Genomic DNA, 21,244 nt, shown 5'->3' with positions numbered 1-21,244 from the left:
TCCCTTTCCGGCGGTTCCGACTCTATCAGATCCTTTCGGCGTCTGATTCCCAGTCAGAGGGGGTTGTCTTCCCGGCCCGCTGGGCCGTTCCGACGAGTGAGACTTTAGCGGATTCCCGGCTCCCGAGCTAATCGAGGGCCGCGTCCTTTCGAACGCGGATTCCTCATTTCGCAAATGCGCACACGAGCATGCGACAGCAAGTGTCGATGAGAAGTGGGCCTTGCGAGATGGCTGTCCGGGGACCGACCGGAGTCGGCGCTCACGTCGGACAGCTCGGAGTACATTACGCATCCGGGGAGGGGGTGTCAACCCCCCCTCCCCACAGATCTTGCCGGAGTCAGTCCTTCTTGCCGGAGGCCAGCTCGCGGCTGCGGTCGCGGGCCGCCTCGAGGGCCGCGATCAGGGCGGCCCGTACCCCGTGGTTCTCCAGCTCGCGGATGGCGTTGATGGTCGTACCGGCCGGCGAGGTGACGTTCTCGCGGAGCTTGACCGGGTGCTCGCCGCTGTCGCGGAGCATCGTGGCGGCGCCGATCGCGGACTGCACGATCAGTTCATGGGCCTTGTCGCGGGGCAGGCCGAGCAGGATGCCGGCGTCCGTCATGGCCTCGACCAGATAGAAGAAGTACGCCGGGCCCGAACCGGAGAGCGCGGTGCAGGCGTCCTGCTGGCCTTCGGGAACACGGAGGGTCTGGCCCACGGCGCCGAAGATCTCCTCGGCGGTCGCGACGTGCTCCTCGGTCGCGTGGCTGCCCGGCGAGATGACGGACATGGCCTCGTCCACCAGGGCCGGCGTGTTCGTCATGACCCGGACGACCGGGGTGCCTTCGGCGAGCCGCTCCTCGAAGAACGAGGTGGGGATGCCCGCGGCGCCGCTGATGATCAGACGGTCGGCGGGGACATGGGGGGCGAGTTCGTCCAGGAGGGCGCCCATGTCTTGCGGCTTGACCGTGAGGATCAGGGTGTCGGCCCCCTTGGCGGCCTCCGTGTTGCTGACCGGGGTGACTCCGTGGCGGGCACGGAGTTCCTCGGCTCGCTCCGGGCGGCGGGCGGTGACCAGGAGGTCGGCGGGCGCCCAGCCGCCCCGGATCATCCCGCTGAGCAGGGCTTCGCCGATCTTGCCGGTGCCGAGGACTGCGACTTTCTGGCTCATGCGGTTCATCCTCGCACCGGCGATATGGCGAGTGGGGCGTTCGTCCGGTGGGCGGACGCGGCCTCAGTCGGTGCGGCGGCGCAGGGTGGCCGCGCCGAGGGCGAGGACCAGGAGGGCGCATCCGGCGACGATCAGTACGTCCCGTAGGAAGACAGAGGTCAGCTCGGTGTGGTGGAGGACCTCGTTCATGCCGTCGACCGCGTAGGACATGGGCAGTACGTCGGAGACGGCCTCCAGGAGGGGGTGCATGTCCGCGCGGGGCGTGAAGAGGCCGCACAGGAGGAGCTGGGGAAAGATGACCGCCGGCATGAACTGGACCGCCTGGAACTCCGACGCGGCGAAGGCCGAGACGAAGAGCCCGAGGGCGGTGCCGAGCAGGGCGTCCAGGAGGGCGACCAGCAGGAGAAGCCAGGGTGAGCCGGTGACGTCCAGGCCGAGGAGCCAGACGGCGAGGCCGGTGGCGAGGGCGGACTGGACGACGGCCACGGCGCCGAAGGCGAGCGCGTAGCCGGCGATGAGGTCGGCCTTGCCGAGGGGCATCGCGAGGAGGCGTTCCAGGGTACCCGAGGTGCGTTCGCGCAGGGTGGCGATGGAGGTCACCAGGAACATCGTGATCAGCGGGAAGATGCCGAGCAGTGAGGCGCCGATGCTGTCGAAGGTGCGCGGGCTGGCGTCGAAGACGTAGCGCAGCAGGACCAGCATCAGGCAGGGGACCAGGAGCATCAGGGCGATGGTCCGGGGGTCGTGGCGAAGCTGGCGCAGGACGCGGGCCGCGGTGGCGGTGGTGCGGGCGGTGCTGAACGGGGCGGTGGGGGCGGCCGGGGTCGTCGTGCTCATCGGGTCGGCTCCTTGGTGCGGTCGTCCGCTTCGTCGACGAGGCGCAGGAAGGCGGCCTCCACGGTGTCGGTGGCGGTACGGGTGCGCAGGTTCTCGGGGGTGTCGTCGGCGAGGACGTGTCCTTCGCGCATGAGGAGGAGGCGGTGGCAGCGCTCGGCCTCGTCCATGACGTGGGAGGAGACGAGGAGGGTGGTGCCACGGTCGGCGAGTTCGTGGAAGAGGTTCCAGAGGTCGCGGCGGAGTACGGGGTCGAGGCCGACGGTCGGTTCGTCGAGGACGAGCAGGTCGGGGGTGCCGAGAAGGGCGACGGCGAGGGAGACGCGGCTGCGCTGGCCGCCGGAGAGGTTGCCGGCCAGGGCACTCGCGTGGGTGGTGAGGTCGACGTCGGCGATGGCCCGGGTGACGTGTTCGCGGCGGCGGTCCGCGGCGGCGCGGCCGGGGTCGAGGATCGCGGCGAAGTAGTCGAGGTTCTGCTCGACGGTGAGGTCGTCGTAGACCGAGGGGGCCTGGGTGACGTAGCCGATGCGGCTGCGCAGGGTGGGGTGGCCCGCGGGGCTGCCGAGGACGTCGAGGGTGCCGGTGACCTTGGCCTGGGTGCCGGTGATGGCGCGGATCAGCGTGGACTTGCCGCAGCCGGAGGGGCCGAGCAGGCCGGTGATCCGTCCTCGGGGGACGGTGAAGCGGAGGTCGTTCAGGACGGTTCGGGTGCCGCGTACGACGGTGAGGCCGGCGGCGCGGACGGCATCGGGTGCCGGCGACTGGGGCGGCTCGGGCACATTATTCATCACCTGATGAATAATGTGCCCGAGCCGGGGTGTCGTCAAGGGGTGTCGTCGAGGGGTGCTGTCAACCGGCCGTGCCAGGGTCGGGCCGTTTCCGCCCAGGGGCGCGTAAGGGTCGGCTCCGGGGCTGGTCAGGGGCGGGTCGGGGGTTCCGGGGTGGTGGCGACGAGCAGAACCACCTCGTACGTCTCCTCGACCAGGCGGTCGGGGAAGACCTTGATCAGGTGGGCGCGCTCGGCTTCGAGGAATTCGGTGCGGGCGGGCTCGGGGGTGAGGAGGAAAGCGGAATGACTGCCGATGTTGGCCAGGTGGGTGTCGAGTGGCACGTGACGGCTCCAGCGGACCGAGCGCCGGGTGAAGTCGAGCCGGCCGCTGGGATCGGCGGCGGCGGCCCGGTCGGCGGCCTTGCGCTGCTCGGTGTGCGCGGGCAGACCGAGGAAGCGGGCGGCGCGCGCGGCGGCCGCGGCGATCCAGTCGACGTCCGTGGCGTCGGTGTTCCACCACAGCGCGAGCGCGCCGCCCGGCCGCAGCACGCGCAGTGCCTCCGGCACCGAGCGGTCCGGGTCGGTCCAGTGCCATGCCTGGGCGTAGGTGACGAGCTCGGCGTGGGCGTCGGCCACGGGGAGGGCGTCGCCGCTGCCCCGGACCAGCGGGATGTGCGGGTTCCGGCGGCGGAACTCGGCGGCCATGCCCGCGCCCGGCTCGACGGCGAGCACGTCGGCGCCCCGCCGGTGCAGCAGCTCGCTGGCGATGCCCGTGCCCGCGCCCACGTCCACGGTTCGGGCGCCGGTCAGGGGGCGGCCGGTGAGTTCCTCGACGGTGTCGAAGAGCGCGGGCGGATAGGAGGGGCGGTTCTCGGCGTACTGCGCGGCGGCCGTGTTGAAGGAGTGGGCGCGGGCGCGGGCGGTGGGGGCCTCTGGTGCGGTCATGCCGCCCATGGTGCGCGGCTCGGGGCCGGTGGGGACAGTGGTCCCGGGCCGGTCGCCCCTGCGTTGCCGCCGGGGTCAGGCGCGGCGCTTCTTGCGGGCCTTCGCGGGGTTGCCGGTGCGCCGGGACTGGGTGCGCTCGTACTCGGCGCGGGCCGTGTCGTACTCGGCGCGGTGCAGTTTCTCGCCAGGCGCCTCGGTGAGGGAGCGGGCGGACCAGGCGAGGAGGGTGCCGACGAAGCCGACGGCGAGCAGGCCGCGCAGGCGGGCCTGGCGCTCGGGGTCGGGGCGGCGCCCGAAGTTGTCCCAGGTGGTGCGGAAGGCGAGCGCGCTGCACACCGCGAACATGACGATGACCAGGACGGTCACGAAGGAACCGGTACCGGCGATCTGGAGGCCCTGGTAGGCGAGACGCAGGATCAGGCAGGAGAGGGCCGCCGCGGCGAGGGCACCGAGGGCGACGGCGGCACGGCGGGCCGCGTAACCGCCGGTGTGGTCCACCCAGGTCGTGCCGAAGAAGCGCAGGGGTTCGGGGCGGGGGCCGCCCGGGGAGCCCGCCGGGGTGGCATCGGTGCCGGTCTCGTCGCTCACGCGTCGATTATGGCTCCGCCGTCCGACGGGCTCCGGGGCGGGGCGTCAGCCGCAGCGGCCGGTCACGTAGCCGTCGCTGCCGGTGTGCACATAGGCGTCGGACACGTACTCGCCGGAGCCGATGTTGTCCCAGATCTTGGAGGTGCCGTACGGGCCGGTCACCGTGGTGCCGGGCGTCTGGCAGTAGATGGTGACGGTGGAGCCGGCGGGCAGCGTGCGGACGATGCCGTAGCCGGTGCCGGGGCCGCTGCGGACGTTCAGGGCGGCGCCCGGTGCGATCGGGAAGCGGGGCGCGGTGGCCGTGGCGGTGGCCGCCGCCGGTTCGGCCAGGATCGTGGGCGCGTGGTCGTCGGACATGAGATACCTCCCCCGTGACACCCCGTGACGGCCACGGGGTGGTGACGCCGCTCGCCGGGCATCGCGTACGGGTGCCGGACGGGCGGGCGGGCCACGGCTGCGCCGCGACTCGCAGGCGGAGGTTAGCAAGCCGCCTCGGTGTCGTACGGGCAATCGAATAGGCTCCTTTCGTCGCGCGCGCGGCCGATGAGCACGGGGGTGGTCCATGGCGCCACGGCACAGCACCGGAGCCGGCGCGGAAGCGGAACTTCCGGAGTACGCCGGCCACTACCGGCTGGAGTCGCGGCTCGGTTCCGGCGGGATGGGCGTGGTGCATCTGGCCCGCAGCGCCTCCGGGATGCGGGTGGCGGTGAAGGTGGTGCACGCGGAGTTCGCGCGGGACCCCGAGTTCAGGGGGCGGTTCCGGCAGGAGGTGGCGGCCGCGCGGCGGGTGAGCGGTGCGTTCACCGCGCCGGTGGTGGACGCGGACCCGGAGGCGGCGCGGCCGTGGATGGCGACGCTGTTCATCCCCGGGCCGACGCTGTCGCAGGAGGTGAAGCGGAACGGTCCGATGGAGCCGGCGCAGGTGCGGCGGCTGATGGCCGGGCTCGCCGAGGCGCTGCGGGACATCCACCGGGTCGGTGTGGTGCACCGGGATCTCAAGCCGGGGAACGTGCTGCTGGCCGAGGACGGGCCGAAGGTCATCGACTTCGGGATCTCCCGGCCGAAGGACAGCGAACTGCGCACCGAGACGGGGAAGTTGATCGGTACTCCGCCGTTCATGGCGCCGGAGCAGTTCCGGCGGCCCCGGGAGGTGGGGCCGGCGGCGGACGTGTTCGCGCTCGGTTCGGTGATCGTGCACGCGGCGACCGGGCGGGGGCCGTTCGACTCGGACAGTCCGTATGTCGTGGCCTATCAGGTGGTGCACGACGAGCCGGAGCTGGCCGGGGTGCCGCAGGGGCTCACAGCTCTGGTGCGGCGGTGTCTGGCGAAGGAGCCGGAGGACCGGCCGACTCCGGACGAGCTGATGCTGGCGCTGCGTTCGGTGGCGGCGTCGTACGACACGCAGGCGTTCATACCGGCGCAGCGGGAGGCGGTGGCGGACGGGGATGAGGCAGCCCCGTCGAAGGAGGAGCCCGGTCTCCCGCCCGAGTCGGCATCGACCGAGTCGGCATCGCCCGAGTCCGCCCCGCCCGAGTCGGCATCGCCCGAGCGGCGCCGGTGGCGTGGGCGGGTGGTGCTGGCGGCGACCGCCGCGGTGCTGGCCGTCGGCGGGGTGGTGGCCTCGGTGCAGTGGGCCGGGGCCGGACAGGGGGTGCGGCAGGGGGCGGCTCCGGCGGTGACGGCGGCCGGGTTCGACGGGTGGCGGTCCGAAGCGGTGGCCGGGGTGCCCGGTGCGCCCCGGTGCGTGCTCGGCGCGGGCAGGTTGCTGTGCACGGCGGACGGGGCGGTCTTCGCGCTGGACCCGGTGAAGGGGTCCGTGGTGTGGCGGCGGGCGTTCGCGGGGGCGTTGTGGAGTGATCCGCCGGTGCTGTCGGGCGGCGCGCTGCGGCTGCGGAACCAGAGCGGGCGGCTCACGGCGCTCGATCCGGGCACGGGGCTTACGCGTGGGGAGCGGGAGCTGACCGGGGACACCGGGACGCGGTACATCGGGGACACGCTGGTGACCACCCGCGCGGACGGGTTGGTCATGGGGGCGGAGAGCGGTTCGGGGAAGGAGAAGTGGCGGCTGCCGTTGCCGGACGCAACCCGGCCGCGGATCGACGCCTTCGGCGCCGGGAGCGACGGGTACGCGACGGTGACCTCGGCGGACGGGCGGAGCACGCGGGTCACGGCGTTCGACCCGGTGTCCGGTGACGTGCGCTGGAGCGAGCGGCTGTCCGGGATGGTCGAACCGGTGGGCGCGGAGGGCGGGTTCGTGTACTTCCTCGACGAGGACCCGGTGTACGGGGACACCAAGGGGCTGGTGCGGTACGAGGAGAAGTCGGGCTCGACGCGCCGGATTCCGCTGCTGGGGCCGCGGACGGACGCCCAGGCCACCGTGCGGGACGGGGTGGTGTACCTGCTCGCGGCCAACGGGGGGCTGGACGCGGTGGACATGGCGGCCGGCAAGCCGTCGTGGCACCTGGAGACGACGGTGAGCCGGGGTTCGGCGCCGGTGACGGACGGGCGGCGGGTGTACTTCTCGGCTGCCGACGGGCGGCTGCTCGCGGTGGACGCCCGCCGGGGCACCCTCGCGGGCCAGACCCGTCCCCGGCTCGGCGCGCGGGCGGACCGGGTGACGGCGGGGCTGCCGACGCCGGTGCTGGCGTCGGGCCATGTGTACGCGGGGGCGCCGGACGGGTCGGTGTTCGCGGTGAACACGGGGGATCCGGCGGCCTGGTGAGCGGTGAGCGCACCGGCCGCCGGAAGGCCCGAGGGGGTCAGCCCAGGAGGGAGACGTCGCGGACGGCGCCCCGGTCGGCGCTGGTGGCCATGGCCGCGTAGGCGCGCAGGGCGGCGGAGACCTTGCGGGTGCGGTTGGCGGGGGCGTAGACGCCGTTCAACTCGGCTTCGCGGCGGGCGAGTTCGGCGTCGTCCACCAGGAGGTCGATGGTGCGGCCCGGGATGTCGATGCGGATGCGGTCGCCGTCCTGGACCAAGGCGATGGTGCCGCCGGAGGCCGCCTCGGGCGAGGCGTGGCCGATGGAGAGGCCCGAGGTGCCGCCGGAGAAGCGGCCGTCGGTGATCAGGGCGCAGGTCTTCCCGAGGCCACGGCCCTTGAGGTACGAGGTCGGGTAGAGCATCTCCTGCATGCCGGGGCCGCCCTTGGGGCCCTCGTAGCGGATGACGACCACGTCGCCGTCCTTGACCTCCTGGGTCAGGATGCGCTGGACGGCCTCCTCCTGGGACTCGCAGACCACGGCGGGTCCCTCGAAGGTCCACACCGACTCGTCGACGCCCGCGGTCTTCACCACGCAGCCGTCGACGGCGAGGTTGCCCTTGAGGACGGCGAGGCCGCCGTCCTTGGAGTAGGCGTGCTCGGCGGAGCGGATGCAGCCGCCCTCGGCGTCGTCGTCCAGGGAGTCCCAGCGCTCGGACTGGGAGAAGGCCTCGGCGGAGCGGACGCAGCCGGGGGCCGCGTGCCACAGCTCGACGGCCTCGGCGGACGGGGAGCCGCCGCGCACGTCCCAGGTCTTCAGCCAGTCGGCCAGCGACGGGCTGTGGACGGAGGTCACGTCCTCGTTGAGGAGCCCCGCGCGGTGCAGTTCGCCGAGGAGGGCGGGGATGCCGCCGGCGCGGTGCACGTCCTCCATGTAGTACGTGCGGTTCTTCGCCACGTTGGGCGCGACCTTGGCCAGGCACGGGACGCGGCGGGAGACGGCGTCGATCTCCGGGAGGCCGAAGGGGACGCCCGCCTCCTGGGCGGCGGCCAGCAGGTGCAGGATCGTGTTGGTGGAGCCGCCCATGGCGATGTCCAGCGCCATCGCGTTCTCGAAGGCCGCGAAGGTGGCGATGGAGCGGGGCAGGACGGTCTCGTCGTCCTGCTCGTAGTACCGGCGGGTGATGTCCATGACCGTGCGGGCGGCGTCCTCGTAGAGGGCGCGGCGGGCGGTGTGGGTGGCGAGGACCGAGCCGTTGCCGGGCAGGGAGAGGCCGATGGCCTCGGTGAGGCAGTTCATCGAGTTGGCGGTGAACATGCCGGAACAGCTGCCGCAGGTCGGGCAGGCGTTCTCCTCGATGCGGAGGATGTCCTCGTCGGAGATCTTGTCGTTGACCGCGTCGGAGATCGCGTCGACCAGGTCCAGCGTGCGCACGGTGCCGTCGACCAGGGTGGCGCGGCCGGACTCCATGGGCCCGCCGGAGACGAACACGGTCGGGATGTTCAGCCGCAGCGCGGCCATCAGCATGCCCGGCGTGATCTTGTCGCAGTTGGAGATGCAGACCAGGGCGTCGGCACAGTGGGCCTCCACCATGTACTCCACCGAGTCCGCGATCAGGTCGCGGGAGGGCAGGGAGTAGAGCATGCCGCCATGGCCCATGGCGATGCCGTCGTCCACGGCGATGGTGTTGAACTCGCGCGGGATGCCACCCGCGGCCGTGATCGCCTCGCTGACGATGCGGCCGACCGGCTGGAGGTGGGTGTGGCCCGGGACGAACTCGGTGAAGGAGTTGGCGACCGCGATGACGGGCTTGCGGCCGATGTCCGCACCGGGTACACCCGAGGCACGCATAAGGGCGCGGGCGCCCGCCATGTTGCGGCCGTGGGTGACTGTGCGGGACCTCAGCTCGGGCATCGTCGCTCGCTCCTTCGTGAGAAGTCGGGTCAGAGAGACTTCTGACTGATGCCGAGCGTACGCCGGTCATCCACGTGGCGGGACGAGGTGTCCGGAATGCGGGACGGATGTCTTGGCGGCCGAGCTGCGCCGCGCCCCGCGTCGCCCTCCCGCACCGCTCTGCCCCGCGCCCCCCTCACTCCCCCGTGAGATGCCCCTGCACCACCGGTGCCAGCCGGGCCACGATCCGCTCCAGGTCGGCCGAGGCCAGCGGCTCCACCTTGATCACGTATCGCAGCATGGCCGTACCGACCAGCTGCGCGGCGGCCAGCTCGACCCGCAGCTCGGCGTCCGGCGCGTCCAGGCGCCCGGCGACGCGCCGGAGCAGCTGGGCGGAGATCAGGCGGCGGAAGACGGCGGCCGCGGTGTCGTTGTTGACGGCGGAGCGGATGATGGCCAGCAGCGGCGTACGGGTGGCGGGGTTCTCCCACAGGCCCAGCACGAACCGGGTCAGCCGCTCCCCCACGGCGTCCAGCGGGCCCTCGGCGATGGCGTCCGGCGCCGCCAGGGCGGGCGCGAAGGCGACCGAGACGGCGGCCTCGAAGACCTGCTCCTTGGTGCCGAAGTAGTGGTGGACCAGCGCGGAGTCGACCCCGGCGGCCTTGGCGATGCCGCGTACGGAGGTCTTCTCGTAGCCGCGTTCGGAGAACTCCTCGCGGGCGGCGCCGAGGATGCGGTCGCGGGTGTCGCCGGACTCGGCGCGCGGGGGCCGGCCCCGGCGCCGCGCGGTGGGCTCGCTCACGGCCGGGGCACCCGCGCGCCGGCCGCGAGGTGGCGGCGGGTGAAGGCGAGGGCCTCGGCGAGGTCGGCCTCGCGTTCGGCGCTGGACATGGCCCGGCGGGTGTTGACCTCGATGACGACATGGCCGTCGAAGCCGGTGCGGGTGAGGCGGTCCAGCAGCTCGGCACACGGCTGGGTGCCGCGGCCGGGCACCAGGTGCTCGTCCTTGGCGGAGCCCCGGCCGTCGGCGAGGTGGACGTGGCCGAGCCGGTCGCCCATGCGGTCGATCATCCCGAGGGCGTCGGTGCGGGCGGTCGCGGTGTGGCTGAGGTCGATCGTGAAGTGCCGGTAGTCGTCCTTGGTGACGTCCCACTCGGGGGCGTAGGCGAGCAGTTCGCGGTCGCGGTAGCGCCAGGGGTACATGTTCTCCACGGCGAACCGCACGTCGGTCTCGTCGGCCATGCGCCAGATGCCGTCGACGAACTCGCGGGCGTACTGCCGCTGCCAGCGGAAGGGCGGGTGGACGACGACGGTGGAGGCGCCCAGCTTCTCGGCGGCCGACCGCGCGCGGCGCAGCTTGGTCCAGGGGTCCGTGGACCAGACCCGCTGGGTGATCAGCAGGCAGGGCGCGTGCACGGCGAGGATCGGCACGCCGTGGTCGTCGGAGAGGCGGCGCAGCGCGTCGATGTCCTGGCTGACGGGGTCGGTCCACACCATGACCTCGACGCCGTCGTAGCCGAGGCGCGCGGCGATCTCGAAGGCCGTCGCCGTCGACTCCGGGTAGACCGAGGCCGTCGACAGGGCGACCTTTACGTCCCTTGGTTCAGCCACGGACACACCTTACGGGGTGGGGTACCGGGGACGAGGGGTGTCCCCGGGCCGGTGTGAGCTTCGCCATCGCGGGCCCGCGTACGGCTCACACCGGGCCCATGTGGTCCAGGCGCCGCAGGATCACGCCCTCGCGCAGCGCCCACGGGCAGATCTCCAGGCTCTCCACGCCGAACAGGTCCATGGCGCCCTCGGCGACCAGCGCGCCGGCGAGGATCTGCCCGGCCCGCCCCTCGGAGACGCCGGGCAGCTCGGCGCGCTGGGCCGCGGACATCGCGGCGAGCCGGGGCACCCACGCCTCCAGCGACTCCCGCTTCAGCTCGCGCTGGACGTAGAGGCCGTCGGCGTCCCGCGCGGCCCCCGCTATCCGGGCGAGCTGCTTGAAGGTCTTGGAGGTGGCGACGACATGGTCCGGGGCGCCGAACCGGCTGAACTCGCCGACGGTACGGGCGATCTCCGCGCGCGCGTGGCGGCGCAGCGCGCGCACCTCGTCCGTCGTCGGCGGGTCCTGGCGCAGCCAGCCCGCGGTGAGGCGCCCGGCGCCGAGCGGCAGGGAGGCGGCCGCGTCGGGCTCCTCGTCGATGCCGTAGGCGATCTCCAGCGAGCCGCCGCCGATGTCGAGGACGAGCAGCTTGCCCGCGGACCAGCCGAACCAGCGGCGGACGGCGAGGAAGGTGAGCCGGGCCTCCTCGGCGCCGCTGAGCACCTGGAGGCGGACGCCGGTCTCGTCGGCGACGCGCGCGAGGACCTCGTCGGCGTTGCGGGCCTCGCGCACGGCGGAGGTGGCGAACGGCAGGAGGTCCTCGACGCCCTTGTCCTCGGCGGCCTGGAGGGCGTCCCGGACGACGGCGACGAGGCGCTCGATGCCCGCGTCGCCGATCGCGCCGTCCTCGTCGAGGAGTTGGGCGAGCCGCAGGTCGGCCTTGTGGGAGTGGGCGGGCAGCGGGCGGGCGCCGGGGTGGGCGTCCACCACCAGCAGATGCACCGTGTTCGAGCCCACGTCCAGGACACCGAGTCTCATGGACGAAACGCTACTGCCAGAAGCCCCCTCCGCGGTGCCCGTACGGCCCTGAGGCGACTTACCCTGGACGGGTGCCAAAGACGAAAAAGGCAAAGGTCGACAAGACCGACAAGCCGACCAGGTCACGCAAAGCCGACAAGGCCCTCAAGGGCGACGAGAAGGGCCTCGACTTCGCGCGCGCGTGGGTGGAGTTCCCGGACCCCGCCGACGACGAGCAGGTCTTCCGCTGCGACCTGACCTGGCTCACCTCCCGCTGGACCTGCATCTTCGGTCAGGGCTGCCAGGGCATCCAGGCGGGCCGCGCGGCCGACGGCTGCTGCACGCTGGGCGCGCACTTCTCCGACGAGGACGACGAGAAGCGGGTCGCCGAGCACGTGGCCCGGCTCACCCCGGAGATCTGGCAGCACCGTGAGGAGGGGCTGGCGGGCGGCTGGGTCTCGGAGGACGAGGAGGGCTCGCGGCAGACACGCCCCTTCGAGGGCTCCTGCATCTTCCAGAACCGGCCCGGCTTCGCGGGCGGCGCGGGCTGCTCGCTGCACATCCTGGCGCTCAAGGAGGGCCGGGAACCGCTGGAGACCAAGCCGGACGTGTGCTGGCAGCTGCCGATCCGCCGCACCTACGACTGGATCGACCGCCCCGATGACACCCGCGTCCTCCAGGTCTCCATCGGCGAGTACGACCGCCGCGGCTGGGGTCCCGGCGGTCACGACCTGCACTGGTGGTGCACCTCGGCCACCTCCGCGCACGGCGCGGGCGACCCGGTCTACGTCTCCTACCGGGCGGAGCTGACCGAGCTGATGGGCAAGGCGGGCTACGACCGCCTGGTCGAGCTGTGCGAACAGCGGCTGGCGTCCCAGCTGCCGCTGGTGGCCCCCCACCCGGCGGACCCCGCCTAGAGCCCTTCTTCAGGATCTTGCCGGGGTCGCCCCGTACGCGCCGGCGGCCCGGGCCGGCCTGATCCGGACAGAAGGCCCTAGCTGTCGGCCGGACTCGGGGTGTCCTCGGCGTCGCTCGGCGGCGGGGACGACTCCGGCGGGCCGGACGGGGACGGGTCGGACGGGTCGGGGTCCGGGCTCGGCGGGGTGCTGGACGGCGGCGGGGACTGGCTGGGCGGGTCGGAAGAGGGCGACGAGGGCGGGCTCGTCGGCGGCGTCGGGTCCGGGCTCGGGGAGCCGGGCTGCGGGTGCGGGGGCGTGGGCACCGGGCCGTGGCCGTCGATGGTGACGACCGCGCCGGCCGGGGCGACGGCCACGCGGGCCCGCCAGTGGCCCGACGGCTCGCGCAGGTGGTCGACGTACACCTTGACCGTGACCGAGTCGCCGGGGTCGAGGGTGCCGGCGGACCGGCTGAGGTAGAGCCAGGGGGCGGAGGTGGACGCGGACCAGCGCACCGGGGTGTCACCGGAGGCGCTGAGGGTGATCAGCGTGGTGTCGCCGTGGTGGGCGGCGGCGACCGCGAGCCGCCCGGCGCCCCGGTCCCCGGCGCCGTTGACGCTGACGACCTCCACGGAGACGTCCGACTCGCCCTTCCCGGTGGGCCGGGTGCCGGGCTTCACGCTGGCGTTGCCCGCGTTCTGGTAGCCGCCCGCCGGGTCTCCGCCGAGCACGCCGGGGCCGTCCGCCTCGCGCGCGGCGCCGGGGCTGTCGTCGCCGCCGAGCGTGGGGGCTCCCCGGTAGGCGGCCCACAGGGCGAGCACGGGGGCGGCGACCACGGTGGCGACGACGGTCGTGGTGACGGCACGCGCACGGAGCTTGTCGCGGCGGGCCGCGCGGTCCTTGGGGTCCATCGGGAAGCCGCGCCGGTCGAACCGCGGCGCGGCGGCGGACCGGGCGCGCGGCGGGTGCGCGAGCGCGGAGTGCAGGGCGGCGCGGGGCGCCGGGAGCACGGGCAGCTCGGCGGGGGTGATCGCGGCGCCGGGCCAGCGGCCGGGGACGGCGCGCTCCGCGGTGCGGCGGCAGCGCGGGCAGTCGTCGACGTGCCGGACCAGCTCGCGGCGCAGGGCCGCGCTCAGCATCAACTGGCTGTCGCCGGTGAGGTGGGCCACACTCGGGCAGCCCCCGGTCTCCACCACGGCGAGGGCGGCGCGGGTGCGTTCGACCTCGCAGGCGGCGGAGGCCAGCAGTTCACGGGCGGCGGCGGGCTCCAGGCCGAGTACGGCGGCGACCTCGGGGGCGGTGAGCTTGTGCCGGACGGCCAGCTCCAGCGCCTCGCGCTGCTCGGGCGTGGTCCCGGCCGCCTCCGGCCAGGCCAGCAGGGCGAGTTCGCGGCGGCGCAGCTCCAGCACCTCGGCGGGCGGCGCGGGTTCGGGCGCCGGGGCGGCGGGGACCGCGCGGCCGGCGGCGTGGGTGGCCTGGCGTCTGCGGCGGGCCTCGGCGAGGCCGCGCAGACAGGCCCAGCGGGCCAGGGCGTAGAGCCAGGCCCGGCGGTCGCCGGGGGTCTGGGGGTCGCGGCGGCCGCGCCGGTCGGCGATGACGAGGACCTCGCTCAGGGCGGCGGTGGCCGCGTCGTGGTCGCACAGCACCGACAGGCAGTAGGTGAACAGCCCGTCCAGATACGCCTCGTGGCGCGACGACGCCCGCTGGGCGATGTTCCGCGCCGCGGATCGGTCGCGCGCCTCCCGATGCGCCCGTTGCGCCCGGTGTGCGCCGGTGGTGCGGGTCGTGGTCTCCGGAGTGCTGCTCATCACCCGTGCGACCGTAGGCGTCGACGGAGTGCCCCTTCTTGCACCTTGAGCACTTTTAATCCGTACGGGTGAAACGATCCCTCATAAGGGGACACCGGCCTCCGGTGAGCGGGCGCGCGGCCGGTGGGCGGCATCCGGAACCATCCGCTCCGTGTGCGCCCCGATACCCCGGCGTGCGCCCCCGCTCGCGCGCCGTCGAAGGGCGGGCGGCGGGCGCTGTCAGTGGCGGGGGCTACGGTTTCCGCATGGCCACCCGTACCAAGTCCGCCAAGGAGCGTCCGTCCTACCGCTGCACCGAGTGCGGCTGGCAGACGGCCAAGTGGCTCGGCCGCTGCCCCGAGTGCCAGGCGTGGGGCACGGTCGAGGAGTACGGCGCGCCCGCGGTCCGTACGACGGCGCCGGGCCGCGTCACCAGCTCCGCGCTGCCCATCGGCCAGGTCGACGGCCGCCAGGCCACCGCCCGCACCACCGGCGTCCCCGAGCTGGACCGGGTGCTCGGCGGCGGACTCGTGCCCGGCGCGGTGGTGCTGCTGGCGGGCGAGCCGGGCGTCGGCAAGTCCACGCTGCTGCTCGACGTGGCGGCCAAGTCGGCGAGCGAGGAGCACAAGACCCTCTACGTCACCGGTGAGGAGTCCGCGAGCCAGGTCCGCATGCGCGCCGACCGCATCAAGGCCCTGGACGACCACCTCTATCTCGCCGCCGAGACCGATCTGGCCGCCGTGCTCGGCCACTTGGACGCGGTCAAGCCCTCCCTGCTGATCCTCGACTCGGTGCAGACGGTCGCCTCCCCCGAGATCGACGGCGCCCCCGGCGGCATGGCCCAGGTCCGCGAGGTCGCCGGCGCCCTGATCCGCGCCTCCAAGGAGCGCGGCATGTCCACCCTGCTGGTGGGCCACGTCACCAAGGACGGCGCCATCGCGGGCCCCCGCCTGCTGGAGCACCTGGTGGACGTCGTCCTGAGCTTCGAGGGCGACCGGCACGCCCGCCTCCGCCTGGTCCGCGGCGTGAAGAACCGGTACGGGGCGACGGACGAGGTCGGCTGCTTCGAGCTGCACGACGAGGGCATCACCGGCCTCGCCGACCCCAGCGGCCTCTTCCTCACCCGGCGCGCCGAGCCGGTGCCCGGCACCTGTCTGACCGTGACCCTGGAGGGGCGCCGCCCGCTGGTGGCCGAGGTGCAGGCTCTCACCGTCGACTCCCAGATCCCCTCCCCCCGCCGCACCACCTCCGGCCTGGAGACCTCCCGCGTCTCGATGATGCTGGCGGTGCTGGAGCAGCGCGGCCGGATCAGCGCGCTCGGCAAGCGGGACATCTACTCCGCGACCGTCGGCGGGGTGAAGCTGTCCGAGCCCGCCGCCGACCTGGCCATCGCGCTGGCGCTCGCCTCGGCGGCCAGCGACACCCCGCTGCCGAAGAACCTGGTCGCCATCGGTGAGGTGGGTCTCGCGGGTGAGGTCAGACGCGTCACAGGCGTGCAGCGCAGGCTCGCCGAGGCGGCCCGGCTGGGCTTCACGCACGCGCTCGTACCGGGCGATCCGGGCAAGGTACCGGCCGGGATGAAGGTCGTGGAGGTGGCCGACATGGGGGACGCGCTGCGGGTGCTGCCCCGCTCCCGTCGCCGAGAGGCCCCGCGGGAGGCGGAGGACCGCCGGTAGACTTTGCGCAGGTCTCGCCCGTCCGTGCGAAACGCGTGCCGTGACGGAAGCGCGTCAGAACCTGCGACCGGAGGAGTGCAGTGGCAGCCAACGACCGGGCAGCAGCTCCCGGAAAGTCCGGTGGGAGTGCCGGTGCCGATGGCCTGATGCGCGCCTCGCTGAGCGCCGTTGCCCCGGGCACGGCCCTGCGCGACGGTCTGGAGCGGGTCCTGCGCGGCAACACCGGCGGCCTGATCCTGCTGGGCTGGGACAAGACGGTCGAGGCGATGTGCACCGGCGGTTTCGTGCTGGACGTGGAGTTCACCGCGACCCGGCTGCGCGAGCTGTGCAAGCTGGACGGCGGCATCGTCCTCTCCTCGGACCTGTCGAAGATCCTGCGCGCCGGCGTGCAGCTCCTCCCGGACCCCACGATCCCCACCGAGGAGACCGGCACCCGGCACCGCACCGCCGACCGCGTCTCCAAGCAGGTCGGCTTCCCCGTGGTCTCGGTGTCCCAGTCGATGCGGCTGATCGCGCTGTACGTCGACGGGCAGCGCCGGGTCCTGGAGGACTCGGCGGCGATCCTCTCCCGCGCCAACCAGGCGCTGGCCACGCTGGAGCGGTACAAGCTCCGCCTCGACGAGGTCGCGGGCACGCTGTCCGCGCTGGAGATCGAGGACCTGGTGACGGTCCGGGACGTCTCCGCGGTCGCGCAGCGGCTGGAGATGGTCCGGCGCATCGCCACCGAGATCGCGGAGTACGTGGTCGAGCTGGGCACGGACGGCCGCCTGCTGGCGCTCCAGCTGGAGGAGCTGATCGCCGGGGTCGAGCCCGACCGTGAGCTGGTCGTCCGGGACTACGTCCCCGAGCCGACGGCGAAGCGGTCGCGCACGGTGGAGGAGGCGCTGTTCGAGCTGGACAGGCTGAGCCATGCCGAGCTGCTCGAACTGGGCACGGTGGCGCGGGGGCTGGGGTACACCGCGTCTCCCGAGTCGCTGGACTCGGCGGTCTCGCCCCGCGGGTTCCGGTTGCTGGCGAAGGTTCCCCGGCTGCCGGGCGCGATCATCGACCGGCTGGTGGAGCACTTCGGCGGCTTGCAGAAGCTGCTCGCCGCGAGCGTGGACGATCTGCAGGCTGTCGACGGGGTCGGAGAAGCTCGGGCTCGTAGTGTGCGGGAGGGGCTTTCGCGGCTGGCGGAGTCCTCCATCCTGGAGCGGTACGTCTAGTTCTCGGGTGCGGGTCCGCCGTGGCTGTCGCGCAGTTCCCCGCTTCTAAAGGCACGACCCCTTACGCCCTCCGCAAAGCACCGGTGCCTCCAGGGCCTGTCCTAGTCGGCCGACAGGACGAAGGACGTCTGGGACTTCGTGAAGCCCGGTGCCTTCGCCTCCAGGAGGTAGGTACCCGGCTTGGCCTTGCCCGCGGGCGGGGTGGCGCACTTGGCGGCGCTCGGGTGGCGGTCCCACTTCACCGTGTAGGTGATGCTCTCGTCGGCCGGGACCCGGAACATCAGGCTCTTGGCGCCCTCGGGGCAGTCGTCGGAGGCCCAGTAGGGGTCGTCGCCGTCGGCCGGGGTGATCGCCAGGACCGTGTGCTCGGGGCCGAGGTCCACCTTGCAGTCGCCGGACGAGCCGTTGCGGACGGTGAGTTCGAAGGTGGGGGTCTCGTCGGGCGAGAAGGAGTTGTGCTTGCTGCGCAGGCTCACCGTGACCTTGCCGGGGGCGCACACCGGGAGCGGGGAGGACGCGGCCAGCGCGTCGCCCGCGCCGACACCGCCGCCGCCCGTGCCGGACGCCGAGCCCGAACCGCCCGTACCGGAGCCGGAGTCGCCGTCACCGGAGCCGCCGCCCGAGCCGGAGCCGTCTGCCGATCCGTCGCCCGAGCCGGAGCCCGACCCGCCGTCGTCCGAGCCGCCGCCGCCCGACTCGTCGCGCCCGCCGGGGTGTTGGCTGATCGCGGGACCGGAGGACGTGGGACCCGGCGTGATCGTGGACGCGGGGTTCTTGCCGTCGGGGCCGTTGGCACCGTTCTTGCCTCCCCCGCCGCCGGACACGACGATCCAGGTGACCACGAGCGCCAACAGGGCGACCACGGACACGATGACGACCCTCCGTCGCCAGTAGATGGAGGAGGGAAGCGGCCCGACCGGATTGCGCAGAGATCCCACGCGGAAACTGTACGAGAGATCATGCCCACGACTCGCGTCCCCCGCCGCCCTCTCATCAACTTTTCCGGATCATCATCCCGGTAACTTCCCTCACGCAGGGGCATCTTGTGCCGAGCGCGACGCTCCGTGCGCGGGCGGTGACCCCCACGGTCCGCGTGCGGCGTGGCAGGATCGGAACGCCATGACTGAGAAGCTTCACGCCCCCGTGATCGACTGGTTCGACTCCCATGCCCGCGACCTCCCCTGGCGCCGCCCGGAGGCGGGGCCGTGGGGCGTGATGGTCAGTGAGTTCATGCTCCAGCAGACCCCGGTCAGCCGGGTGCTGCCGGTCTACGAGCAGTGGCTCGCCCGCTGGCCCCGCCCGGCCGACCTGGCCAAGGAGCCGCCGGGCGAGGCGGTGCGCGCCTGGGGCCGGCTCGGCTACCCGCGCCGCGCGCTCCGGCTGCACGGCGCGGCCGTCGCCATAACGGAGCGGCACGGCGGGGACGTACCCGCAGACCACGCCCAGCTGCTGGCGCTGCCCGGTATCGGGGAGTACACGGCCGCCGCCGTGGCCTCCTTCGCCTACGGGCAGCGGCACCCGGTGCTGGACACCAACGTGCGCCGGGTCTTCGCCCGTGCGGTGACCGGGGTGCGCTACCCGCCGAACGCCACCACGGCCGCCGAGCGCCGGCTCGCCCGTGAGCTGCTGCCCGACGAGGACGGCACGGCCGCGCGCTGGGCGGCCGCCTCCATGGAGCTGGGCGCGCTGGTGTGCACGGCGAAGAACGAGGAGTGCCACCGCTGCCCGATCGCCGCGCAGTGCGCCTGGCGGCTCGCGGGCAAGCCGGAGCACGAGGGTCCGCCCCGGCGCGGGCAGACGTACGCGGGCACCGACCGCCAGGTGCGCGGGAAGCTGCTCGCGGTGCTGCGGGACGCGCACGTGCCGGTGCCGCAGACGGCGCTGGACCGGGTGTGGCACGAGCCGGTGCAGCGGGCCCGCGCGCTCGACGGCCTCGTCACGGACGGTCTGGTGGAGCCGCTCCCCGGCGGCATGTACCGGCTGCCGGTCGGCTGACCCACAGGAAGGTCACAGCCATGGGCCGCCCGTCACACCCCGGCCGGCCCGACAAGGTACCCCGCAACGGGACATAGTGGGCGCCTTCCTTACCCCCGGCTCACGGCTGTTACACAACCGACGGACAGCCGAGTGCCGGTCGCGGGCTTCCTCGGACAACGCCGTGACAACCGCTCCGTAGCTTCGTTCCGTGCCCGGCGGACCACCGGGCCTGCGGAAGAAGGCCCCGGCGTGGACCGGGGCGACGGGGAACACGGAAGGTGGTCGGGTCATGGCGCAGGGCGAGGTGCTCGAGTTCGAGGAGTACGTACGGACCCGGCAGGACGCGCTGCTGCGCAGTGCCCGCCGCCTGGTGCCGGACCCGGTGGACGCGCAGGACCTGCTCCAGACCGCGCTGGCCCGCACCTACGGGCGCTGGGACGGCATCGCCGACAAGCGGCTGGCCGACGCCTATCTGCGCCGCGTCATGATCAACACCCGTACGGAGTGGTGGCGGGCGCGCAAGCTGGAGGAGGTGCCGACCGAGCAGCTCCCCGAGGGCCCGGTCGCGGACTCCACCGAGCAGCACGCCGACCGCGCCCTGCTGATGGACATCCTGAAGGTGCTGGCTCCCAAGCAGCGCAGTGTCGTGGTGCTGCGACACTGGGAGCAGATGTCCACGGAAGAGACGGCCGCGGCCCTCGGTATGTCCGCGGGCACGGTCAAGAGCACGCTGCACCGGGCGCTCGCCCGGCTCCGCGAGGAGCTGGAGGCCCGCGATCTGGATGCACGCGCGCTGGAGCGTGAGGAGCGGGAGCGTTGCGCGGCCTGACCGGGGGGCCCAGGCGTGTCCGAGGCGTACGCGCGGTGATCCTGGCGGTGGCCGGGATCGCCGCCGTCGGCCTTTCCGCGACCGCCTGCGGCGCCGGGGGCACCGGCGCGCGGGACGAGGGACCGGCCCACGCCTCCGCCGTGGCCGGCGCGGCACCCGCCTCCCCCTCCCCCAGCCCGGCGGCCGGCTACCACCGCGTCGACGCGGTGAGCCTGCTCAAGCGGGACCCGGGGGTCTCGGCGGCCGTCAAACACGAGCTGAAGCCGTGCGGCAGCGGCGACGACTACCCCGTCGACGTCTCCTACGGCGACCTGACCGACGCGGACCGCTCCGATGTCGTGGTCAACGTGCTGACCTGCGCGGACGCGGTCGGTATCGGCGCGTATGTGTACCGGGAGAGCGGGGGCTCGTACCGGAACGTGTTCAAGGCCGAGGAGTCGCCGGTCTACGCGGAGATCGACCAGGGCGCGCTGACCGTGACCAAGCAGGTGTACAGCAGGGGCGACCCCATCTCCAGCCCCTCCGGCGAGGACGTCGTCCCCTATACCTGGAAGGCGGGCCGGTTCGTGGCGGGCAAGCCCGTGCACACGGACTACAGCGGGGCGGTGGGCCACGAGCCGACGCCCGTGCCCGGCGACTGACGCGCCGCCCTACATCACGAGGACTGAGAGCACCGGATGCCAGAGCACACGCACGTCCTGTTCGTGGAGGACGACGACGTCATCCGTGAGGCCACCCAGCTCGCCCTGGAGCGGGACGGCTTCGCGGTCACCGCCATGCCCGACGGGCTGTCGGGTCTTGAGGCGTTCCGCGCCGACCGGCCCGACATCGCGCTGCTGGACGTGATGGTGCCGGGGCTGGACGGGGTGAGCCTGTGCCGCCGCATCCGGGACGAGTCGACGGTGCCGGTGATCATGCTGTCGGCGCGGGCGGACTCCATCGACGTGGTGCTGGGCCTGGAGGCGGGCGCCGACGACTACGTGACCAAGCCGTTCGACGGCGCGGTGCTGGTCGCCCGCATCCGGGCGGTGCTGCGCCGCTTCGGGCACGCCGGGCACCCCGCCGGGGCCGGGGCGGACGGCGCGGCGGACAGCGACGGGGTGCTGACCTTCGGCGAGCTGGAGGTGGACACCGAGGGCATGGAGGTGCGGCGGGCCGGGCAGCCGGTGGCGCTCACCCCGACCGAGATGCGGCTGCTGCTGGAGTTCTCCGGCGCGCCGGGCACCGTGCTCTCCCGCGACAAGCTGCTGGAGCGGGTCTGGGACTACGGCTGGGGCGGGGACACCCGCGTGGTCGACGTCCATGTGCAGCGGCTGCGGCAGAAGATCGGTCAGGACCGGATCGAGACGGTCCGCGGCTTCGGCTACAAGCTGCGGGGCTGAGGGCGG

Annotated in this window: 20 protein-coding genes; 8 read left to right on the top strand and 12 right to left on the bottom strand. The window is 73.5% G+C overall.

Annotation, left to right across the window (positions count from 1 at the left end; all coding sequences use genetic code 11):
- Positions 1–337: 337 nt before the first annotated feature.
- From proC to EV284_RS26520, 6 genes are all read right to left on the bottom strand, one after another.
- The gene (gene proC / locus EV284_RS26545; protein ID WP_130338395.1) at positions 338–1,150 is read right to left on the bottom strand and encodes a pyrroline-5-carboxylate reductase; all 813 of its coding nucleotides are present in this window, start codon (positions 1,148–1,150) and stop codon (positions 338–340) included.
- 63 nt (positions 1,151–1,213) lie between these two features.
- Entirely contained in the window at positions 1,214–1,987 is a 774-nt protein-coding gene (locus EV284_RS26540) for an ABC transporter permease (RefSeq protein ID WP_130338393.1), read from the bottom strand.
- Positions 1,984–2,772 carry an ABC transporter ATP-binding protein gene (locus tag EV284_RS26535; protein WP_130338391.1) on the bottom strand — a complete coding sequence of 263 codons (789 nt, stop codon included), beginning with the start codon at positions 2,770–2,772 and terminating at the stop codon, positions 1,984–1,986. The genes EV284_RS26540 and EV284_RS26535 overlap by 4 nt, the downstream gene beginning before the upstream one ends.
- Before the next feature lie 128 nt (positions 2,773–2,900).
- Positions 2,901–3,698, bottom strand: coding sequence for a class I SAM-dependent methyltransferase (locus EV284_RS26530; RefSeq protein WP_242625828.1), 798 nt, complete (start codon positions 3,696–3,698; stop codon positions 2,901–2,903).
- A 75-nt stretch (positions 3,699–3,773) separates the two neighbouring features.
- Positions 3,774–4,286, bottom strand: coding sequence for an EamA/RhaT family transporter (locus tag EV284_RS26525; protein ID WP_130338387.1), 513 nt, complete (start codon positions 4,284–4,286; stop codon positions 3,774–3,776).
- Between the two features lie 45 nt (positions 4,287–4,331).
- Positions 4,332–4,643, bottom strand: a complete 312-nt coding sequence (locus EV284_RS26520; protein WP_130338385.1) for an SH3 domain-containing protein — start codon at positions 4,641–4,643, stop codon at positions 4,332–4,334.
- 205 nt (positions 4,644–4,848) lie between these two features.
- Here EV284_RS26520 and EV284_RS26515 point away from each other — a divergent pair, with 205 nt between their 5' ends.
- Positions 4,849–7,008, top strand: a complete 2,160-nt coding sequence (locus EV284_RS26515) for a serine/threonine-protein kinase (protein WP_130338383.1) — start codon at positions 4,849–4,851, stop codon at positions 7,006–7,008.
- 37 nt (positions 7,009–7,045) lie between these two features.
- Here the strand turns inward: EV284_RS26515 and ilvD are convergent, their stop codons facing one another.
- The 4 genes from ilvD to EV284_RS26495 form a co-directional block, all read right to left on the bottom strand.
- Positions 7,046–8,899: a dihydroxy-acid dehydratase gene (gene ilvD, locus EV284_RS26510; RefSeq protein ID WP_130338381.1), complete on the bottom strand. Its 1,854-nt coding sequence runs from the start codon at positions 8,897–8,899 to the stop codon at positions 7,046–7,048.
- Positions 8,900–9,074: 175 nt separating this feature from the next.
- Entirely contained in the window at positions 9,075–9,680 is a 606-nt protein-coding gene (locus EV284_RS26505; RefSeq protein ID WP_130338379.1) for a TetR family transcriptional regulator, read from the bottom strand.
- On the bottom strand, positions 9,677–10,489 hold the full coding sequence (locus EV284_RS26500) for a sugar phosphate isomerase/epimerase (protein ID WP_130338377.1): 813 nt from the start codon (positions 10,487–10,489) through the stop codon (positions 9,677–9,679). Before EV284_RS26500 ends, EV284_RS26505 begins: the two co-directional genes overlap by 4 nt.
- An 85-nt stretch (positions 10,490–10,574) precedes the next feature.
- On the bottom strand, positions 10,575–11,507 hold the full coding sequence (locus tag EV284_RS26495; protein WP_130338375.1) for a Ppx/GppA phosphatase family protein: 933 nt from the start codon (positions 11,505–11,507) through the stop codon (positions 10,575–10,577).
- Between the two features lie 71 nt (positions 11,508–11,578).
- Between EV284_RS26495 and EV284_RS26490 the strand changes: the two genes are divergently transcribed.
- Positions 11,579–12,403 carry a hypothetical protein gene (locus tag EV284_RS26490; RefSeq protein ID WP_130338373.1) on the top strand — a complete coding sequence of 275 codons (825 nt, stop codon included), beginning with the start codon at positions 11,579–11,581 and terminating at the stop codon, positions 12,401–12,403.
- Between the two features lie 77 nt (positions 12,404–12,480).
- Here the strand turns inward: EV284_RS26490 and EV284_RS26485 are convergent, their stop codons facing one another.
- Positions 12,481–14,193 carry a sigma-70 family RNA polymerase sigma factor gene (locus EV284_RS26485; protein WP_130338371.1) on the bottom strand — a complete coding sequence of 571 codons (1,713 nt, stop codon included), beginning with the start codon at positions 14,191–14,193 and terminating at the stop codon, positions 12,481–12,483.
- 242 nt (positions 14,194–14,435) lie between these two features.
- Here EV284_RS26485 and radA point away from each other — a divergent pair, with 242 nt between their 5' ends.
- Positions 14,436–15,845 carry a DNA repair protein RadA gene (gene radA, locus EV284_RS26480; RefSeq protein ID WP_086694091.1) on the top strand — a complete coding sequence of 470 codons (1,410 nt, stop codon included), beginning with the start codon at positions 14,436–14,438 and terminating at the stop codon, positions 15,843–15,845.
- 80 nt (positions 15,846–15,925) lie between these two features.
- Complete coding sequence (gene disA / locus EV284_RS26475; RefSeq protein ID WP_086694090.1) at positions 15,926–17,050, top strand: DNA integrity scanning diadenylate cyclase DisA; 1,125 nt, start codon at positions 15,926–15,928, stop codon at positions 17,048–17,050.
- 101 nt (positions 17,051–17,151) lie between these two features.
- On the opposite strand, the gene EV284_RS26470 is transcribed toward disA, so the two are convergent.
- On the bottom strand, positions 17,152–17,988 hold the full coding sequence (locus EV284_RS26470) for a hypothetical protein (protein WP_207229137.1): 837 nt from the start codon (positions 17,986–17,988) through the stop codon (positions 17,152–17,154).
- A gap of 181 nt (positions 17,989–18,169) precedes the next feature.
- Here EV284_RS26470 and EV284_RS26465 point away from each other — a divergent pair, with 181 nt between their 5' ends.
- From EV284_RS26465 to cseB, 4 genes are all read left to right on the top strand, one after another.
- Entirely contained in the window at positions 18,170–19,045 is an 876-nt protein-coding gene (locus tag EV284_RS26465; RefSeq protein ID WP_130338369.1) for an A/G-specific adenine glycosylase, read from the top strand.
- A 271-nt stretch (positions 19,046–19,316) separates the two neighbouring features.
- A complete protein-coding gene (locus EV284_RS26460) occupies positions 19,317–19,856 on the top strand; it encodes a SigE family RNA polymerase sigma factor (protein ID WP_030811200.1) in 540 nt (179 codons plus the stop codon).
- A 35-nt stretch (positions 19,857–19,891) separates the two neighbouring features.
- Positions 19,892–20,497: a hypothetical protein gene (locus tag EV284_RS26455; RefSeq protein ID WP_130338367.1), complete on the top strand. Its 606-nt coding sequence runs from the start codon at positions 19,892–19,894 to the stop codon at positions 20,495–20,497.
- Between the two features lie 36 nt (positions 20,498–20,533).
- Positions 20,534–21,238, top strand: coding sequence for a two-component system response regulator CseB (gene cseB, locus EV284_RS26450; RefSeq protein WP_130338365.1), 705 nt, complete (start codon positions 20,534–20,536; stop codon positions 21,236–21,238).
- Positions 21,239–21,244 lie beyond the last annotated feature (6 nt).

The sequence above is a fragment of the Streptomyces sp. BK022 genome (genome assembly GCF_004217355.1).
Classification (GTDB): domain Bacteria; phylum Actinomycetota; class Actinomycetes; order Streptomycetales; family Streptomycetaceae; genus Streptomyces; species Streptomyces griseoluteus.
This window is presented reverse-complemented; position numbering and strand designations above follow the sequence as displayed.

What these genes read in the sequence shown, in the direction of transcription:
- EV284_RS26535 (WP_130338391.1), bottom strand. Translation starts at nt 2,772, where the DNA reads ATGAATAATGTGCCCGAGCCGCCCCAGTCGCCGGCACCCGATGCCGTC.
- EV284_RS26540 (WP_130338393.1), bottom strand. Translation starts at nt 1,987, where the DNA reads ATGAGCACGACGACCCCGGCCGCCCCCACCGCCCCGTTCAGCACCGCC.
- EV284_RS26465 (WP_130338369.1), top strand. Translation starts at nt 18,170, where the DNA reads ATGACTGAGAAGCTTCACGCCCCCGTGATCGACTGGTTCGACTCCCAT.
- EV284_RS26460 (WP_030811200.1), top strand. Translation starts at nt 19,317, where the DNA reads ATGGCGCAGGGCGAGGTGCTCGAGTTCGAGGAGTACGTACGGACCCGG.
- EV284_RS26530 (WP_242625828.1), bottom strand. Translation starts at nt 3,698, where the DNA reads ATGACCGCACCAGAGGCCCCCACCGCCCGCGCCCGCGCCCACTCCTTC.
- radA (WP_086694091.1), top strand. Translation starts at nt 14,436, where the DNA reads ATGGCCACCCGTACCAAGTCCGCCAAGGAGCGTCCGTCCTACCGCTGC.
- EV284_RS26515 (WP_130338383.1), top strand. Translation starts at nt 4,849, where the DNA reads ATGGCGCCACGGCACAGCACCGGAGCCGGCGCGGAAGCGGAACTTCCG.
- EV284_RS26520 (WP_130338385.1), bottom strand. Translation starts at nt 4,643, where the DNA reads ATGTCCGACGACCACGCGCCCACGATCCTGGCCGAACCGGCGGCGGCC.
- proC (WP_130338395.1), bottom strand. Translation starts at nt 1,150, where the DNA reads ATGAGCCAGAAAGTCGCAGTCCTCGGCACCGGCAAGATCGGCGAAGCC.
- EV284_RS26495 (WP_130338375.1), bottom strand. Translation starts at nt 11,507, where the DNA reads ATGAGACTCGGTGTCCTGGACGTGGGCTCGAACACGGTGCATCTGCTG.
- cseB (WP_130338365.1), top strand. Translation starts at nt 20,534, where the DNA reads ATGCCAGAGCACACGCACGTCCTGTTCGTGGAGGACGACGACGTCATC.
- ilvD (WP_130338381.1), bottom strand. Translation starts at nt 8,899, where the DNA reads ATGCCCGAGCTGAGGTCCCGCACAGTCACCCACGGCCGCAACATGGCG.